Consider the following 19,221-nt stretch of genomic DNA (forward strand, 5'->3'; position numbering starts at 1 on the left):
ACCCCCTGCACACTCTTTTTAAAAACAATCACCAACTCCGGCTCGATGATATTCATTTTTTAGAGCCACATATCGCCGCCAGGATGCCCGCATTTCCTGAACCTGGGCTTCGCTGACCTCCTTGACCACCTTGGCGGGAGTTCCCATGATCAACGATCGCGGTGGAAACTGCTTTCCCGGTGTAACCAGCGAACCGGCACCCACAATCGACTCGGAGCCGATAACCGCTCCATCCAGGATCACCGCACCCATACCGACCAGACAGAGATCACCCACTGTGCACCCATGCAGAATGGCCCGGTGCCCAACCGTCACATCACAACCGATGATGGTCGGGTAACCGTCTTCATCATCCCGTACAGCACCTTCATGCTGGGTAATATGAAGTATTGAGAGGTCCTGGATATTCGTGCGGTCACCAATGCGAATCCGGTGAACATCCCCCCGGACAATAACGCCGAACCAGAGGGAGACATCTTCACCTAAAATTGCGTCACCGATAAGGGTGGCATTGGGTGCCACCCAGCCACCTTTACCGACCTGTGGTTGATAATCACGGTATGGCAGTATCATGGGGCCCTCCTGTTGAGAATGATCATAGAAAAAATGCCTTGGCAGACAGGTCAAGAGTTATGTACCACAAAGAGGTTGTCCATCTCCAGTGGAAACGGCACTGACCAGCCCCTCTACTTTAAGAATGAAACGTCACATCTACAAGATCAGGGTGGAGATGACCTTGTTTTCAGTCGTCATAATCTCTACGGCAGCCCATGGTAACCCGGCAGACCCACGGGAGATTTCGATACCCCTCCTGTCCGCAAGATCATTGTTTAATGAAACTGGACCCGTTGTTTAAAAAAGTTCCGATACTCGTCCGGTCGATGGCTGACATAGATAATGGTGGCAAGTTGTTCATCGGCGATACGCTCAAGAAAATCGAGCAGCGCCATGCGATGATTCTCGTCTAATCCGTGGGTTGGTTCATCGAGAATGAGTAAAGGGGGGGCCTTGATCAGGGCCCGGCCGAGCAGGATCAGCCGCTGCTCACCAAAACTGAGCTGGCGGAAAGGAACAGCTGCCCTCTCAACAAGCCCTAAACGTTCGAGCCAGCGATATCCCAATCGTTGCTGTGCAGCACTGGGTTTGGTGTACAGGCCTATGGAATCAAAGAGTCCGGAGACTATGATCGCCAGAGCACTTCCTGATACGCGGTGGTTGCGATGAAGATCGGCACTGACAATACCCATCTGTTGTTTGAGATCCCAGATGGATTCACCGCTTCCTCGACGACGGCCGAAAAGCGTCAGGTCATTACGATAACAAAGCGGATGATCTCCGATGATAAGTTGGAGCAAGGTGGATTTTCCGCAGCCATTTGGTCCGGTGATCAGAGTGTGATCTCCCTGTTTAACGGTGAGATCAAGACCTGAAAAAACTTCGATCTCACCGTAGTGAGCAAAGCCGTTGCGCAGCTGTATCAGCGGGATATCGGCCTTGCTTCGATCAACCACCTGAGCCTCCTGGCGTAAGTCATCAACCGCAACCTGAGAAAGCGACGACTGACCACGTAACAGCTCGACAACCTCTGGGAAAACATCGGATCGCAATCCTTGCAGCGCCAGGCGACCGTCCTTGAAAACTGCCAGGTGGGTACACCACGAAGGGATATCACCTGTATTACTGACCAGGAGAAGCATGGTGAGTCCCTGCCCGTGCAATCCGGATAAAACCTGGTCCACATCCTGACAACTGCTGCGATCAAGTCCATCATAGGGGTGTTCCAGCACAAGAAGATCCGCTCCTCTTGTGATATGGTGCAGTAACAGGAGCTTGCGGACCTGACCGGTACTCAGTTGACGGTACCCCCGATCGAGCAGTTCTGTCATCGCGAATCGATCGATAAGCTCCCGGTGCCGATCAACATCAGTCAGAAACAGACGTGCCGGTGTCCCTGGATCAAGCCGGTCGAGATGATCAGTGTCATCTTTACGCAACTCATCTTCGAAAACCGCCTGTTGCCGCTTAAACGAAAGAAGTCCGATTTTTTCGGGTAACTGCAGAGTGGCCGCATGCAACCGGTTCTTTTCGCCATCAATGATACCGGCAAACTGCTCAATACCTGATCCGAGACCACCGATCATGCACCAGGTTTCACCGGACTGTACAGCAAAACGGTCTATATGCAGCCCATCGGTCACAAGGTCTTCTATAGCAAGCATAGATGCTAATCCCTGCGCTCATCCCAGATGCCGGCAACTGTATAAGGAGACCCCTTACCTGTAAAAAAAGCACCGTCCACAAAGCGATACCCTCGATCAAGAGCGGCAATATCAGCCATATCCTGCTCATCGATAACCAGTTCGGCAGCAGAAAGATTTTGTTGTAAGCGCTCAGGATTGACTGATTTAGGAATGGCTGCGGTTTTTCGAGCCAAGGCCCAGGCAAGCAACACCTGGGCAGCCGTACAACCATGTTTCTCAGCAATCCGAACAACAGTCGGGTTGTCCAGAAGGATCGGCTCTTCAGCTTTTTTCAACGCTGCCGGGCGGTCACCGGAACCAAGCGGCGAATACGCGGTGACCAGAATACCGTTGTCGCGACAGAAGTTGAGCATATCATTTTGTTGCAGATAAGGATGAAGTTCAACCTGATTCATTTCCGGCCGTATTCCTGCCTCGGATTGAAGCGCACGAAGCTTGGCAACACTGAAGTTGCATACCCCGATATGCCGAACCAGCCCTGCTGTTTTGCATGCTTCCAGGGCCTGCCAGGTTTGGCTTAACGAATCAATGCTAAAGGGGAGATAGTCGTCCGCTCTGCGAGGGTAAGTAACACCTGATTTAAAGATCACCGGCCAGTGAATGAGGTAAAGATCGATATAATCGACTCCTAAATCTGTCAGAGATTTTTTCAGTGCCGGTTGTACCTGTTCCGGGCCATGGGAACCATTCCACAGTTTAGAGGTCAGCCAGAGCTCCTGACGATCCACCTGACCGGCGGCAAACGCTTTGGTCAACGCCTTGCCCACCTCTGCCTCATTCTGGTAAATAGGAGCGCAGTCTATATGGCGATAACCAATGCTTAACGCCTCCAGTACCGCCGTGTAAACCGCTCCGGGCGCCGCTTTCCAGGTACCAAGCCCGAGGGCGGGAAGACGGTCACCGTTTGCAAAAGAGAAGGTCAACATTACTCCACACTCCCTTGGCTCCCCATGATATCATACCGGCTGCGGGGGAAATACGTCAGCCGGATGTTTTTGAAAGTACGCTGCCTGTTCACATGGCCTCTTACTGTAAAAAGCCGGTGAATATCCGTCAAATGTTATTCCGCTGTTTTCATATTGACAAGCGTGGGTACATTGGACAGGTTAGTTTTACCGCAGCATAAAAGAACAGTGTACAGCACCGGCAGTACAGTCTTCGTTGCAGAGTGGTGAAATATTGGTACAGTGCACAACCAAACAGCTCCTGATGATGCTCCTCAACGTATGGGCAACAACGATATCTCCTGGTCATCGAGGTGTACAATGACAACAGAGCAACGCAGTTTCGGCTTTTCAACCCGTCAGCTCCATTCCGGACAAACCATTGATTCGACGACCCACAGTAGAGCTCTTCCCCTCTACCAGACCACTTCATACATGTTTCGCAACACTGAGCATGCTGCCCAGCTCTTTGCTCTCAAGGAAGCCGGTAATATTTACACACGCATAATGAACCCCACCACCGATGTGCTGGAAAAAAGAGTGGCGGATCTTGAGAATGGCATTGGTGGCCTTGCGGCCAGCAGCGGCCATGGTGCTCAGACCCTGGTATTCCTGACCCTGTGTCAAGCCGGTGACCATATCGTCGCCAGCAGCAGCCTCTACGGCGGCACCTATAATCAGCTGTCCTACACCCTGCCCCGATTGGGTATTGAGGTAAGTTTTGCCGATCCGGCTGATCCGGAGAGCTTTCTCCAGGCCATTCAGCCCAGAACCAAACTCATCTACGGTGAAACCTTGGGAAACCCCGGTTTAACCGTCTTTCCATTTGAAGAGGTAGCCGCAATCGCCCAGGCACACGATCTACCCCTTGTCATCGACAACACGTTGGCAACCCCCTATCTTTGTCGGCCAATTGAGTGGGGAGCAAACATTGTTACTCACAGTACCACCAAATTTCTTAATGGACACGGTACCTGTCTTGGCGGCTTGATTGTCGATGGTGGTACTTTTGATTGGGGTTGCGGGCGATTTACCGATTTTACCACACCTGATCCCTCCTACCATGGTGTGGTGTACAATGACTTTGGGCCGCCAGCCTTTATCCTCAAGGCACGAGTACAGATGCTGCGTGATCTGGGCGTCTCAACCTCACCATTCAATAGTTGGCTGACTGTACAGGGAGTTGAGACCCTGAGCTTGCGGATGCAACAGCATGTGGCCAACGCCTGCGCTGTGGCACAATTTTTACAGACGCACCCCAAGGTGGCCTGGGTAAGTTACCCTGATCTCGATGATCACCCGGGCCACAAACGCGCCCGCCGCTATTTACCGCAGGGAGCCGGAGCTGTGCTGACTTTTGGGATTAAAGGGGGGAGGGTTGCGGGGCAGCAGTTCATCAACAATCTTAAACTTTTCAGTCATGTGGCCAATGTAGGTGACTGCAAAAGCTTAGCCATTCACCCGGCCAGCACAACCCACAGTCAGTTGAGCGACGAGGCTCTGCACCAGTCAGGTGTCACTCCTGATATGGTTCGCCTGAGTGTCGGCCTGGAAGATGCGGCAGATCTTTTCTGGGATCTGGATCAGGCACTGACCGGGAATTAACCACCGGCAGCTGCTGTCATTAATCAGTGGGCTGTTGATACCCGGGGGCAACCCTGCTGCAGTCCTCAGTTATACCACAGCCGTCACTGGCGGGCAGGCCGGGGACAAGGGGATGAACAGCCGGAATTGAGCTTGATTGGCCAGAGGTCTCTGCTGATGCAGGTAAACTGAGAAACGCCAGAATCGCACTCTCTCCCCGCCGGATCGTCCAGCCCTCAGGGGTTCTGGTCATGAGGACTGGAATCTCATCAATCCCCAGAGAGGTCAGTAAAGCCTTATTCAGCGTCTGATTGTACCTGGTATTGAACGTGACTTCCGGCAGATTGAGGGTGGTTACCAGATCAATGGGATTGAAATGGATCGTCATGCGGGCATTGTCTTTCAAAAAGGAGATAACCTTTTCGCAGTGAGTACAGGTTGAGGAGTAAAAGAGGTAGTGTTCCGGATACTTCTGCAGGCCGGATCGGCTGGCAAAAACACCGTCAACAAACGGCTGTTTTCCTGCGATGGCCTGATGAAAGTCCAAACTGGCAAAACTTAAAGCCGCAGCACCAAAGACCAGTACACCGGAAAGTATATGCCTCACACCCAGCAGGCAGTTGAGCACGACGATACAGCCAAAAATGGCAACACAGTAAAGACAGAACGTCTGCGCAATGAGGTACTGAAAACTGACGAGGACAGCCTCCACAATCAGACCGGCCAGGAGCAACAGAGAAACTGCCGGAGACAGCCGCCGCTGTTCACCTCTGGCTGCACGCAATCCCCAGTAAATTATCTGAAAATAGAAAAAACCGATTATATTGAAAACCAAGGGTGAAACCTTGATTAACACTTCTACAATCTCGCAACCGTCATTGGGGCAAAAGGATGTACCCTGGTAGGATGAATAACCAATCTGGCCGGCAATAAGCAGACCGGCAATCAGGGCAACCAGTTGACCCGCTTGAAGCGCTTTGTTTTTTTTATTCAGCATGCGGTAAGGAAAAGAGCAACCATCACGGATAATAGTACAAATCAAGCTTTAAATAGGGCTGAAAAAACGGGCCTACAATAATGAACGATTCTCCACACGGTGTCAACCTTCCTTACCAGCCCTCCACTTTATGATGCAGCGAGCCGATCATACAGCGGGTTGGTTCGTTATTGGATAAACAATCCGGATCGAATCTGGAAGAAAACCGCAGAGGTGGAACAGCAGTATCTTTTAACGATACTCCTGGCTTTTAACTCTGGAATGACAGCAAGTTAAACGAAAGCCCCTGAACAGGTACAACAAAAAAGCTCCAGTCTCCTGGGCGGGCAACTGGAGCTATGTCAGAAAAATTTATAAAATTTTTATTTCAGGGCGCCAAGAGCTGCATCATAATTTGGTTCTGCCGTGACCTCCGCGACCTGTTCAGTATAAATGACTTTACCGTCGGTATCAATGACAACGATTGCCCGTGATAACAAACCAGCGATCGGTCCCGTGGTAATGGTTACTCCGTAATCTTTACCGAACGCCGGTGAACGGAAAACAGACAGAGGTTCTACATTCGTCAGTCCTTCTGCCCCGCAGAAGCGGGCTTGAGCAAAAGGAAGGTCGGCTGAAATGCAAAGAACAACGGTGTTGGTCAATTCGCTTGCTGCTTTATTGAAATGCCGCACAGAGGTGGCACAAGTTGGGGTATCAATACTGGGAAAGATATTTAAGATTACTTTTTTACCTTTATAATCAGCAAGGGTTCCCTCAGAGAGATCGGTTTTAACGAGAACAAACCCGGGAGCAACAGAACCCTTGGCAGGGAGTGAACCACTGGTTTCAATAGTATTACCCTGCAAAGTGATGACAGCCATAGTGAATCTCCTTTATGAAGGTGGTGAAAAGTCTAAAAAACAAGATCTTTAAATAATAATCATTCTCTAATGACTGTAAAGCAAATACGGTTAAAATACTGGGTCGCACGATATTATCACCTGGATCGGGCTGATGAAACACAGGCTGCACAGGTACCGTGCACCACCACATTTGCCTGGTCAACAGTACCGATATTGCTGAGATGCTCGGGAAGCTGCACAGCATCAAAGTACTGCCAGGTAAAGTCAACAAGCTTCCCACAGCCTTTACACAGAAAATGGTGATGCCGCGAGTTAAAAGCTTCGTACCGGGCCTGACTTTCCAGTGTCTCAACCCGATGCACCAGGTTTAACTGATCGAAGGTGCCAAGCGTACGGTACACAGTGTCAAGAGACAGAGAGGGCAGTCGTTTTTTCAGCCGTTTATAAAGCGCTTCAGCAGAAGGATGGTCATGGGCCGCCAACACTTCGCGATAAATTTCCAAACGCTGGTGTGTCACCTTCAGGCCCGCATCCTTGCAAATCTGTTCAAAACGCTGCAGTTGCAGCTGATCATCATTTAAGGCGGTCATAGCATCCTTTTAGAGTCGGCAGAAAGAACTGTCCTTTAGATTCTCAAGTGGCGCTGGGTTTTTTTTTTATAAATGATACCTTACTGGCGATAATCACCTTAACGAGATTTTTTTTCAACCCAAAAGACACATTGTGGTGCCAGACCTCCCAAAAAAGTACTGATTATGACAGACATGCGGAACTTACGCAGCCGTATCAATGGTCGTCATGAGCTCCCTTATCGCATCTGTTTTTTCCATATCCATCAACCATTGCTCGGGAATTGCTTTTTCTCCGAGATATGCACCAAGAACCATGCCGACCACCAGTCCTCGCGCAGCAGAATCGCCACCGGCCATCACGTTTTCTATCAGTGCGGCCCTGAGGTCATTGCTGTAGGTGAGAATAAGGTGAATCGCGCCGGGTAAAGCTGCTGCAATACCGCACACCTGACCAAATTGTTTGATAACTGTACGGGTGTCCTTTCCCCCTGAATCCAATCCTCCACGGATACGGTTGTCGAGGTCGATATCTGCAACCCCCTGGTCCAGGGCCTGCTCCATGGCTTCTGCCGGTTCACTGCCCTGCAATACCCCCCATGCTGTTTTAGCAATGAAATCTGCACCGGCCAATGTCGCGGGGTTGTTGTGGGTAAGTTTTGTTTGTTCCTGCACAGCCGCAAGCAGGGCTTTTTTGTCGTGCTGATATCGGTATACCAGCGGTGCGATGCGGGCTGCACCACCCAGGTCGGAAGAAGAGGAACCGCAATGATCCAGTGGTAGGTTACGATTCATGTTTTCCAGGGTGGTGGAGGTTGCCCTGTCAATATATCCCTGGTATTCGGAAAAAAGACTCTTCCAGGAAGACGCAAAATCAGCCAGCGAAAACACACCCTTACGTGCCAACGACTCCAGGAGAACCATGGTCTGGTCGCCATAGTGTGTAAATTGCCCTCTTTTTTTACCGGCATGAAATGAATCAGAAAGAGGGGCAAGCAGGCTTTCCACTCGCCCGATCCGTTGATCAATGACATCGGTCTCATAAATCCAATGAGCGCCCAGAGCCAGACTATCAGCGACGAAAGAGGCCAAAACCATAGCTGTTGCCTGTGTGGTCATAGTATTCTCCGATACTTGTTGGTTATGGGAAAGTGCAGGGAAAAAACTTCTACAGACATACAGATAGGATGATTCCGCTGTTTTGTCAAACCCCCCGGGATTACGCCCTCGTGGGAACATAAAAGGCATCCCGGTTATGTTGAGCCAAGCGAACAGCAACCACCTCTAATCTTTGTAACTACTGCACAAAAGAACAGGAGGTTTTCATTTTTACTCTTTATTTTTTCTGTACACTTCACAAACTTACATACGCAACACGTGTCCAATATCCGGCCGATTTTCCACCAAAGCGAACAGGCTGATGAAATTCTACACTATGCAGCTTGACAAAAGACGGTAAACGATGTGATAAAGGCAACGTAAAAAAGAGTTCTCAGCATGCGGAACTCCAATGGCAGGCTTCGTTGCCTTAAAATAACACCCGGAAAATGATGCGAGAAGAGCCCGAAGAAGACCCTGGACCCCATGGTATGTGCGCTACGCGATTTGTGAAGTGAACGGTCGGCACCTTCAGCCAACATAAGCCCACTGGTTCTCCTCCACACACGTAAAGCTCCCATCGTGCCCAAAATGGAGGTTAACCATGACAATAGAAAATCCCCAACTCATCTCTGAACTGCGCGAGATACTCGCGACTGCAGATTCAAAACAACTACAGGAGTTCTGTGTATCCGCACATCCAGCTTCTGTTGCCGAATTAATATCAACACTGTCCAGTCAGGAGGCCTGGGAGGTTTTGCGACATGCCCCTTATCCCCTCCGCTCCGAAATTCTCAGTCACCTCAACGAAGACCTGCAGATAGAAATCGTCGGAAGCTTACCCAGACATGAGGTTGCCCATCTGCTGGCCGACATGTCCTCGGATGACCGGGTCAGTCTGTTCAAAAAACTGTCTGAACATCTCCAGGAGTCTATTCTACCGGCACTGGCCCAGGCTGAACGGGAAGATATCCGGCGGCTCTCTGCATATAGAGAGGGTACAGCAGGGGCGGTAATGACTTCCGATTACGCCACCCTGTCTCCGCAACTGACAGCCTCTCAGGCCATCGAGCTCCTGAGAAAAGTAGCTCCGGATAAAGAGACGATCTATTACACATATGTAGTGGACAAAGATCGAAAACTGCTTGGACTGGTATCGCTCAGGGAATTGATCGTTGCCCATCGGGATGCCCGGGTCAATGACATCATGAATCCGGAAGTTATCTTTGCCAGGGTTGACGATGACCAGGAAGATGTCGCTCGAAAGATGCAAAAATATGACTTGATTGCCCTACCGGTACTCAATGACGACGATGTCATCGTTGGCATAGTCACCTTTGATGATGTCGCGGACATCATTGTGGATGAGGCAACCGAAGACTTCCACGGTATGGCGGCTATTTCCCATAAAACACACCCGGTAATCGGAGATATCAACATGCGGGATGCCAGTATCCTCCTGCTCGTGCGTACACGACTCCCCTGGCTACTCGTGCTGGTCTTCGTGAACATTTTCTCAAGTGCTGGACTAGCCTACTTCGAAGACACAATCAAAGCAGTGGTTGCACTCGTTTTTTTCCTGCCTCTACTCATAAACAGCAGCGGCAATGCCGGCAGTCAGGCGGCAACACTCATGGTGCGTGCTCTCGCCACAGGGAAAGCCAGACTTTCCGATTGGTTTTTTTTACTTGGTAAAGAAGTTCTTGTTGCCGGAATTTTAGGGGTGATCCTGGGAGCGGCTGTTTCATTCATTGGTATATTTAGAGCCGGTCCGGAGGTCACGCTGGTGATATCAACAACCATGGTGCTCACCGTGCTGTTCGGCAGTCTGGTGGGAATGTCCCTGCCGTTTCTGTTGAGCAAATTGCAATTGGATCCTGCTACAGCAAGCGCACCCCTGATCACATCCATTGCGGATATCGGCGGGATACTCATCTACCTGAATATAGCCACCTACATACTCAAGGACATGATTCAGGTAAACGGAGGCCTCTGATAGGCTCTGCGGACAACGCACGTAACGAAAGTATCAGTACTCTCAAACAGAACAGGCTCTGCAGTACATGCAGAGCCTGTATACAGCCTCTAGGAAAAGCCCTGGACAGTTAAGCGACCTGCGTAAAAACCGCCTGCTTCGCTCCACAGACCGGACATTTTTCAGGAGCTTTGCCTAGCTCAATATATCCGCATACCGGACAGAGATAAAACTCACTGACATCCAGATCAACGCCCTTTTTAACGGCATTCAGAGCCTTGGCGTAAATTTCTGCATGGACAGCTTCGGCATCAACAGCAAACTTAAACATCGTTTTTGCCTTGTGGCCGACGGCAACCGCTCGATCCAGCATCGGAGGATACATTTCTGTAAACTCGTAGGTTTCACCATCAATAGCTGCCTGAAGATTCTCCGCGGTTGAAGCAATCATATCCATTGCTTTCAGGTGTCCTTCAGCGTGAATAAGTTCGGCTTCAGCCGTGGTTCTGAACAATTTGGCTATATTGACAAAACCGTCCTTCTCCGCTTTTTTTGCAAAAGCACGGTACTTTTGATTTGCTTGACTCTCACCGGCAAAGGCTTCTTGTAGATCCTGCTTTGTTGGCATTGCTATCCTCCATCTTTTAATATTTATACAAACTTTCTTTTAATGAAAATTCATTCTATCACGATCGCTCGTACACCGCAAGGTGTTTAAGAACAAAACCGAATTAATATCAATTCTCACGTTTAGTTTTTACGGGTACCGAAAACCAACTTACCTCCTAGATGACCGGCACCCCCGACTGCACCGACAAGGATTAAAGACAAGCCGAGAAAAACCCACCTTCCTGTTGAAGGTGTTGTAGCGATGTCCGGATCAACGGCCCGCCAAATCGTCAGCAGTAATAAGAGAAGCACAGCAACAACCGATGCACCGATTTTAATTTTAAAGACAGAAGTCAATGCACCGCGATAGCGTTTTTTCCAGGTCTCGTACCCGGTAAAAAGTACCAGGGGCATAGCCAGTAAGACGAAGAGATAGCTATAAAAAGCTGCTGTTTCAAACAGTGAAAAACCAAACAGGGCGGCGATCAATAAAAAAATAAGTGCCATTGGTAATACACCGTTGGGTGTGTGCGACATGATGGGATGAAGATGATGCTTGAGGATCTGTTCCGATGCAAAATTGTACAATCTGCTCTGTGGTTGTGATGTCGAAGGTTCAGAAACAGTGGTTACCGCAGCAGCCTCTACCGGTGTTGCCTCTTCAACACCAGAAGTTTCTTCAACAAGTTCGACAAACATACTTTTGTCAGCCAGACAGACTGGACACTCTTCTGGTGGTTCTTCACCCTCATGTATATAGCCGCAAACTGTGCATTCCCATTTTCTCATAATAACCTCCGGATGAAATCTTTCCTGTCTTATGGAATAATATGCTTGTACTATCTCTTGCTGCAACTGCTCAAATAAAAAGATATCGGCAACTCACCCTGCCGGCACTAACAGATCAAGGGTTCAACCTCCTGTTTCAGTTCTCGTTGAAACAGTTCAATCACGGCATCCTGGCAACGTTTTCCGTGGTAAAGTATCTGATACATCTGCTCAAGTATCGGCATCTCCACCTGTTTGGCTTGCGCCAAGTGATAACAGGACTTGGTTGTTTTAACACCCTCTGCCACCATTTTCATTTCGCTCAACACCTGCTCTAATGACAGGCCTGAGCCAAGTTTCAGGCCAACGGTTCTGTTTCGACTCAGGTTGCCGGTACATGTGAGGACCAGATCTCCCAGACCTCCCAATCCGGCAAAGGTTTGCGGTTTACCTCCCATAGCGACGCCCAACCGGGTTATCTCTGCCAGACCCCGAGTGATCAGGGCTGCCCGGGTGTTAAGACCGTATCCAAGACCATCACTGATACCGGCGGCAATTGCTATCACATTTTTCATGGCGCCACTGACCTCAAGACCGATCACATCACTGGAAGTATAGACACGAAAGTACTCAGTTGAAAACAGTTGCTGTACAGCGGCAGCTGCCTGGGTATCAGCAAAGGCCACCGTCACTGCTGTCGGCTGCTGTTCAGCTGTCTCAGCAGCGAAACTGGGGCCGCTTAAGACACCGAAGAGAATATCGCGATCGTTTTTATCCTCTTTTGCCATGATCTGAGTCATTGTCTGGCCGGATTCAATCTCTATACCTTTCACAGCAGAGACCACCAATGCGTTCTCTTCAAGGTGCGGATAAAGATCACGGTACACAGCCCGATACCCATGGGAAGGTACCACCATGACAACGCACTCTGCTCCGGAGACACATTCAGCAAGAGCTGCACTCATCTGTAGCGTATCCGGAAACAGGTGACCGGGTTGGTGCCGTTTATTTTCCCGATCCTTTGCTAGTTGTGCAACATGTTCTGCATTGAAATCCCAAAGAATCACCTGACAACCTTTACGCGCCAAAAGCAGAGCTAAAGCTGTCCCCCAACTGCCGGCTCCCACCACAGCCACCTTATTCATCGTCATATTCTTCCCCTGTCACAACTTCTTCATCATCAACAGCCTCTTCGCGAGCGAGCATGGACAGATCAACAACATATTCGCTTTCTTCAAGGTTTATTAATCGCACCCCCTGGGTGTTCCGGCCAATGATCCGCACCGTATCCATCGGCATGCGGATGATCTGACCGGAGCTGGCAATCAACATTACCTGGTCGTCATCAACAACCGGTAACACCCCCACAACATCACCATTGCGCTCACTGGTTTTAATTGTAAAAACTCCTTTACCGCCACGATTTTGGAGCGGATATTCGGCAACATCGGTGCGTTTACCGTAACCGTTTTCAGCTACTGTCAAAATAGATCCAGCATCCTGCAACACGGCAACACCGACCACCTCGTCCTCTTCCCCCAGACTGATACCCTTGACACCTGCGGCTAAGCGCCCCATGACACGAACATCCTTTTCATGGAAACGGATGGACAACCCTTTTTTGGTTGCCAGAAAAATTTCATCTTCTCCTGATGTAATGGCCGCGGTAAGAATTTCATCATCGTCCCGTATGGTCAGACCAAACTTGCCTTTTCGAAGGGGGCGTTTGTACTCGGCAATGGAAGTTTTTTTCACTCTCCCCTGTTTGGTGACCGTGAGCACAGATACGCTGTCGTCCATGTTGGCAAGATCAGCTACCGGAAGAATGGCCGCTACTTTTTCTTTTTCACCAAGTTCGAGCAGGTTAATAATTGCCCTACCGCGTGCTGTTCTACCGGCTAAGGGGAGTTCATACACCTTCCGCCAAAACACCCGGCCTCTGTTGGTAAAAAACAGGAACGTGTCAAGTGAAGAGGCTGTGTAAAGATTGACGACAAAATCATCCTCCAGGGTCACCATTCCCTTAATCCCCTTTCCGCCCCTCCGTTGTGCCCGATAGAGGTTGATCGGGTTGCGTTTAATATAGCCGGAATGAGATACAGTGACGACCATCTCCTCCGGAGTGATCAAATCTTCCGGTAAAATTTCGTCCGGGGCATCAATGATCTCTGTTCGTCTTGCATCTCCATACTCTTCCAAAATCCTTTCAAGCTCTTCACGGATAACCTGTACAACCAAACTGTCATCATTTAACACCTGGGTCAGCCAGGCAATTTTCTCGATTATTTCATTGTAATCAGCAATGATTTTGTCGCGCTCAAGACCTGTCAGCCGCTGCAAGCGCATATCAAGGATCGTTTGAGCCTGAACCTCTGACAACTCAAACCTGGCGACCAAGCCTTCTTTCGCCGATCCCGGGTCGGCAGAACGTTTAATAAGTTCCACCACTTCATCTAAATGGCTGATTGCTACCTTTAATCCTTCAAGAATATGGGCGCGTTCTTCAGCCTTTCGCAGTTCAAAGGCTGTACGCCGATAAACGACTGTTTTTCGGTGGATAAGAAAGTGCTGCAGAATCTGTTTGAGATTAAGTATTTCCGGCTTATTATTAACAATACACAATAAGATGATGCCAAAACTTCTTTGCATAGGGGTCATCTTGTGTAACTGGTTGATGACCACTTCTGGAATTTCATCTTTGCGTAGATCAAGCACCACCCGAACACCGTGCCGATCAGATTCATCGCGAATATCAACAATTGAGGTTATCCGTTTATCTTTCACCAACTGGGCGATCTTTTCTACCATCGTCGCCTTGTTCTGTTGAAAGGGAATCTCTGTTATGATGATGGATTCTCCATGTGTCCCTCTTTGCTCAATGTGAGTTTTAGAACGGATAACAACAACACCGCGACCGGTTTCATACGCTTCACGGATACCCGCTCGGCCGCAAAGAAAACCTCCGGTGGGAAAATCCGGACCGGTGATCACCTCCATTAACTGGTGAACCGTAATATCGGGATTATTGATGAGTGCCAGAAGGCCGGTGATCACCTCCGTCAGATTATGCGGTGGAATCTTTGTGGCCATACCCACGGCGATCCCCTCAGAACCGTTGATGAGGATATTGGGTATTTTTGAAGGTAGAACCGCAGGTTCTTGTAAAGAGTTATCATAATTGGGTAGAAAATCGACAGTTTCCTTGTCAAGATCAGCAACCAGCTCCTGGTCGAGTTTTGTCATCCTGGCTTCAGTGTAACGCATAGCCGCTGCCGGATCGCCGTCCATTGAGCCGAAGTTACCTTGCCCGTCAACCAGAGGATAACGCATGGAAAAATCCTGCGCCAGTCGGACCAAAGTATCGTATGCAGCAGTATCTCCATGGGGATGAAACTTACCGATGACGTCACCAACGATACGGGCTGATTTTATGTATGGACGGTTATAGGTGTTTCCAAGTTCACGCATGGCAAAAAGAGTGCGGCGATGAACAGGCTTTAATCCGTCACGTACATCGGGAAGAGCGCGACCGATGATGACCGACATGGCATAGTCCAGATAGGATTTTTGCAGCTCCTTTGTGATAGGTATAGTTGGATATTCTTTCTGTTCTGACAGTTGTTCAGTCATTATTTATTCCTGAGAGACTCTTGCTTCGTTAAATAGAGGGTGGGGGAGTTTAGATATCGAGGTCAGCTACTTCAAGGGCATGATTTTGAATAAACTCTCTTCTTGGTTCGACTTTGTCACCCATAAGTGTTGTGAACAAGTCATCAGTCTGCTCAAGATCATCAATTTTGACCCGGATCAACGTTCTGTTGACCGGATTCATCGTTGTATCCCACAGTTGTTCAGGGTTCATTTCACCCAAACCCTTATAACGCTGTAAATGACTGCCTTTAATAGTTTCATTTCGGATCAATTCAATCAGCTGTCTCCAGTTTTCAGCCGTTAACTCAGTCTCCTGGCCGCTGGTCCCGATTCGGGTAATCGAGAAACCATCATCTAGATAGGGGTGTATGCTTTTATACAACTTAAAGGCATGACGATATTCTTTGATCAACGGTATATTGGGTCCCAACACTGTTGCAACATGTCCCTGTCCCTGAAAAATAACTTCGCTCTCCTGGCAGGATGGTCGCCAGGAGCAGGATCTTGTTAAGCCGACTTTGACGTTCTTTTCGATGAGCTGAGAGGTCAGATGAGCGAAAAATTCCTTGTCTTCAAACTGGCGGGCTGAATGAACCCCGTTTGCCAGGAGAAATAAGACCATCCTCTCAGGTATGTTGAGGCGTTCAAGAAAAAGTATCACTTTTTCAAAATCGGATAGTTTGTACAGTATTTCAGCCAGTTCTGTTGAATCAATATCAACACCATCATCTGTCCGCACGCGCATCATCTGTCCGGCTTGCGAATAGAGATAGGCATTGAGCTCATCATCATTGAGGAAATACTGTTCTTTTTTTCCTCTTCCTAAACGGTACAGTGGTGGTTGTCCTATATAAATATGCCCGTTTTCAATAAGCGGCTGCATCTGCCGATAAAAAAAAGTGAGAAGCAGAGTTCGAATATGGGCGCCATCGACATCAGCGTCAGTCATGATAATTATTTTATGATACCGCAATTTGTCCAGATCAAACTCTTCGCCCCCTATTCCGGTTCCCAGAGAAGCTACCAGTTGTTTAATTTCCTCAGAATCTAAAATTCTGTCAAACCGAGCTTTCTCCACATTCAAAATTTTACCGCGCAAAGGAAGAATAGCCTGAATAGAACGATCTCTTCCCTGTTTAGCAGACCCTCCGGCTGAGTCGCCTTCAACAATAAACAGTTCTCTTTCAACCGGATTCTTACTTTGACATTCCGCCAATTTTCCGGCCATCATAACTGAAAGACTGTTTTTAGTGCGGGACAGATCACGGGCTTTACGAGCAGCTTCGCGGGCACGGGCAGCTTCAACGGCCTTGCTTAAAATACTTCGGGCAACTGCTGGATTTTGCTCAAGATAAGCACCAATTTTCTCGGTACAGATAGACTCCACAATAGACTTGACTTCAGAGTTTCCTAATTTAGTTTTTGTCTGCCCTTCAAACTGGGGATTTGGAACCCTGACTGAAATAACACATGTGAGCCCTTCACGAACATCATCACCACCCATCTTTTCCTTAAGATGTTTTGGAACTACATCATCACTTGCATAGCGGTTGATGCATTTAGTTAAAGCCGCTCTGAAACCGGCAACATGCGATCCACCCTCTTTTGTATTGATATTATTGACAAAAGAAAAAAGACGTTCCGAATATCCATCAAAGTACTGAAAACAGATATCAATTTGAACGTTCTCTTTTTCTCCCGTTATCTGAATAGGATAAGGATGAATACCGGTGCGTTTACGATTAAGATATTCAACATAAGAAACCGTCCCGCCTTCAAAATGGTAAGTGTTTTCAGCACCATCACGCTCATCTTTTAAAAAAACATGGATATTGCTGTTCAGAAAAGCGAGTTCCCGCATCCGGTTATTTACAATTTCATACTGAAAATCGGTCGTTTCAGTGAAAATTTCAGGATCAGGTTTAAAGGTGATACTTGTTCCGGTTTTGTTGCTTTCGCCAACTATCTCCAGATCAGTAACTCTTTCACCATACTCATAAATCTGTTGGTAAATTTTACCGTTACGCTTAATCTCCGCTACAGTTCGACAGCTTAAGGCATTAACCACTGAAACGCCGACTCCGTGTAATCCTCCGGAAACCTTATAGGTTGCATGATCAAATTTACCGCCGGCATGGAGAGTAGTCATAACCAATTCCAGAGCAGATATCTTTTCTATTGGATGAATATCAACCGGAATGCCACGTCCATTATCTTCGATTGTTACCGCATTATCTTCATGAATAATAATACTGATCGTGTCACAGTAACCGGCCAAGGCTTCATCTATGGAGTTATCAACCACTTCATAAATTAAATGGTGCAGTCCTTCCGATGCAGTATTGCCAATATACATGGAAGGGCGTTTACGAACAGCCATCAGGCCATCAAGTACTTTTATATTCTCTGCGTCATACGACGTTGTATTTTTATCACTCACGAAAATCCTTTTTGTACTCTGCAAAAAATTAAACTATTAAAATATACTGAATAATATGAGTTAATCATGTAGAATTATTGTATAATCACATAAAGTATATATCTCATATTTTCATAGGCATAATAATACTAAGAAAACCTTCATCCTCTTTTGAAGTTATCATACATGGGCTTTCTTCACTATTGATACTTATTGTTATAGTAGATCCTTCAATAACCTGAAGAGTCTCGATAAAATATCTACAATTAAATCCAAGTGAAAGAGGTTTTGAAGAATATTCAATTGGTAATTCATCTTTTGCTGATCCAAAATCAGCATTTTGTGAAGTAAGTATCATATTATTTTCTTTAATATCTATTTTAATAGCATGAAATAAATCTTCTGTGAATAAATTTATTCTTTTTAATCCCTCTAAAAAACGAAGACGATCAATATAAATTGGATTATCTTTAGACAACATATTGAGTAATCCTTGAAAATCAGGAAAATCACCTTCCATTAAACGGATAATCAATAAAGAATCCTCATTTTTAAGCACTGCCTGTTTTGGTTCGATACCAAACGAAAAAGATGTTTTATTTTCACAAAATTTACGTATTTCTTGAATTCCACGTCTTGGAATAAGAGTAGTCGGCTGTACCATTAAATTTTCAACACTTTTATCAACCTCCTTACTCATGATGGTGAGGCGATGTCCATCAGATGTTATCATCTTTAGAAAGAGTTGATCATTTTTTGTAATTTTTTGTAGTAAAGATGCTGTTAAAGTAAACATGTTTTCTTTGTCGAGAGCCATTGAAAAGCTGGTTTTATCAACCAGATCTGTCAGTATTTCACTCTCTATATGAACCATATGTTCCTCATCATAGATAGGAAACTGAGGAAATTCTTCAGCAGTCATACCAGCTAAACGATAAACACTTGATCCAGCAATAATCTCTACCCAATGATTTTCCTGTTCCTGAAAAGTGATATCAGTCGATCCTGATTCCCTGGCTAATTCAAATAATTTCTTTGAAGGTAAAGTCAGAACACCTGTGTTCATTACCTCTGCCGGGATGACCAACTTAAGACCTATTTCTAAATCAGTAACGGTTAAGATGATTTTATCTGTTTCACCTTCGATCATCACATTGTCAAGTATAGCTAAAGTACCTTTTTTATTGGTTATGTTTTGTTGTGAAGCAAGAGCTTTAAGAAATGCCTCTCTGTTGACATTGAAATGAAGGCTCATAACAAATATCCTTTTATAAATAATTATGTTGTCGTTATTACAGGGTTTAATTTGTTTAAAAGCAGACTAACTGATTGAAATAATATATAAACTTTTGTTAAAGTTTTGTGAGCTGATTGCGAGTCGTTTTGGCAGAAGCTTCTACAGGATTTTTTTCCTTTTATTTCTGAATTTCATGCACAGATTTATCACAAATTATCCACAAACCGAACTGTCTAAGATACTCTATCTGCGTTGAAAGATCAA

General features: G+C 47.1%; 15 protein-coding genes. 2 read left to right on the forward strand and 13 right to left on the reverse strand.

Annotated elements, in window-relative coordinates:
• Positions 1-18: 18 nt before the first annotated feature.
• The 3 genes from HP555_RS03965 to HP555_RS03975 form a co-directional block, all read right to left on the reverse strand.
• Positions 19-573 carry a gamma carbonic anhydrase family protein gene (locus tag HP555_RS03965; protein ID WP_199263896.1) on the reverse strand — a complete coding sequence of 185 codons (555 nt, stop codon included), beginning with the start codon at positions 571-573 and terminating at the stop codon, positions 19-21.
• 257 nt (positions 574-830) lie between these two features.
• On the reverse strand, positions 831-2,219 hold the full coding sequence (locus HP555_RS03970) for an ATP-binding cassette domain-containing protein (RefSeq protein ID WP_199263897.1): 1,389 nt from the start codon (positions 2,217-2,219) through the stop codon (positions 831-833).
• Between the two features lie 5 nt (positions 2,220-2,224).
• Entirely contained in the window at positions 2,225-3,187 is a 963-nt protein-coding gene (locus tag HP555_RS03975; RefSeq protein WP_199263898.1) for an aldo/keto reductase, read from the reverse strand.
• 339 nt (positions 3,188-3,526) lie between these two features.
• Between HP555_RS03975 and HP555_RS03980 the strand changes: the two genes are divergently transcribed.
• A complete protein-coding gene (locus tag HP555_RS03980; protein WP_199263899.1) occupies positions 3,527-4,810 on the forward strand; it encodes an O-acetylhomoserine aminocarboxypropyltransferase/cysteine synthase family protein in 1,284 nt (427 codons plus the stop codon).
• Between the two features lie 19 nt (positions 4,811-4,829).
• Here HP555_RS03980 and HP555_RS03985 read toward each other — a convergent pair whose 3' ends face one another.
• The 4 genes from HP555_RS03985 to HP555_RS04000 form a co-directional block, all read right to left on the reverse strand.
• Positions 4,830-5,786, reverse strand: coding sequence for a vitamin K epoxide reductase family protein (locus HP555_RS03985; protein ID WP_199263900.1), 957 nt, complete (start codon positions 5,784-5,786; stop codon positions 4,830-4,832).
• Between the two features lie 362 nt (positions 5,787-6,148).
• Positions 6,149-6,649, reverse strand: a complete 501-nt coding sequence (tpx, locus tag HP555_RS03990; RefSeq protein ID WP_199263901.1) for a thiol peroxidase — start codon at positions 6,647-6,649, stop codon at positions 6,149-6,151.
• Positions 6,650-6,765: 116 nt separating this feature from the next.
• Complete coding sequence (locus HP555_RS03995; RefSeq protein WP_199263902.1) at positions 6,766-7,221, reverse strand: Fur family transcriptional regulator; 456 nt, start codon at positions 7,219-7,221, stop codon at positions 6,766-6,768.
• Between the two features lie 183 nt (positions 7,222-7,404).
• Positions 7,405-8,319 (reverse strand): ADP-ribosylglycohydrolase family protein, encoded by a 915-nt coding sequence (locus HP555_RS04000; RefSeq protein ID WP_199263903.1) that lies wholly within the window; start codon positions 8,317-8,319, stop codon positions 7,405-7,407.
• A 583-nt stretch (positions 8,320-8,902) separates the two neighbouring features.
• Here HP555_RS04000 and mgtE point away from each other — a divergent pair.
• Positions 8,903-10,294 carry a magnesium transporter gene (mgtE, locus tag HP555_RS04005; RefSeq protein WP_199263904.1) on the forward strand — a complete coding sequence of 464 codons (1,392 nt, stop codon included), beginning with the start codon at positions 8,903-8,905 and terminating at the stop codon, positions 10,292-10,294.
• Between the two features lie 109 nt (positions 10,295-10,403).
• Here the strand turns inward: mgtE and HP555_RS04010 are convergent, their stop codons facing one another.
• From HP555_RS04010 to dnaN, 6 genes are all read right to left on the reverse strand, one after another.
• On the reverse strand, positions 10,404-10,901 hold the full coding sequence (locus HP555_RS04010; RefSeq protein WP_199263905.1) for a rubrerythrin family protein: 498 nt from the start codon (positions 10,899-10,901) through the stop codon (positions 10,404-10,406).
• A gap of 122 nt (positions 10,902-11,023) precedes the next feature.
• Positions 11,024-11,671 (reverse strand): rubredoxin-like domain-containing protein, encoded by a 648-nt coding sequence (locus HP555_RS04015; RefSeq protein WP_199263906.1) that lies wholly within the window; start codon positions 11,669-11,671, stop codon positions 11,024-11,026.
• 107 nt (positions 11,672-11,778) lie between these two features.
• Positions 11,779-12,795 carry an NAD(P)H-dependent glycerol-3-phosphate dehydrogenase gene (locus HP555_RS04020; RefSeq protein ID WP_408639841.1) on the reverse strand — a complete coding sequence of 339 codons (1,017 nt, stop codon included), beginning with the start codon at positions 12,793-12,795 and terminating at the stop codon, positions 11,779-11,781.
• Positions 12,788-15,280: a DNA gyrase subunit A gene (gyrA, locus tag HP555_RS04025; protein ID WP_199263908.1), complete on the reverse strand. Its 2,493-nt coding sequence runs from the start codon at positions 15,278-15,280 to the stop codon at positions 12,788-12,790. Before gyrA ends, HP555_RS04020 begins: the two co-directional genes overlap by 8 nt.
• 49 nt (positions 15,281-15,329) lie before the next feature.
• A complete protein-coding gene (gyrB, locus tag HP555_RS04030; RefSeq protein ID WP_199263909.1) occupies positions 15,330-17,741 on the reverse strand; it encodes a DNA topoisomerase (ATP-hydrolyzing) subunit B in 2,412 nt (803 codons plus the stop codon).
• A 103-nt stretch (positions 17,742-17,844) separates the two neighbouring features.
• On the reverse strand, positions 17,845-18,975 hold the full coding sequence (dnaN, locus tag HP555_RS04035) for a DNA polymerase III subunit beta (RefSeq protein WP_199263910.1): 1,131 nt from the start codon (positions 18,973-18,975) through the stop codon (positions 17,845-17,847).
• Between the last annotated feature and the right edge of the window lie 246 nt (positions 18,976-19,221).

It is taken from the genome of Desulfobulbus oligotrophicus (assembly GCF_016446285.1).
GTDB lineage: Bacteria > Desulfobacterota > Desulfobulbia > Desulfobulbales > Desulfobulbaceae > Desulfobulbus > Desulfobulbus oligotrophicus.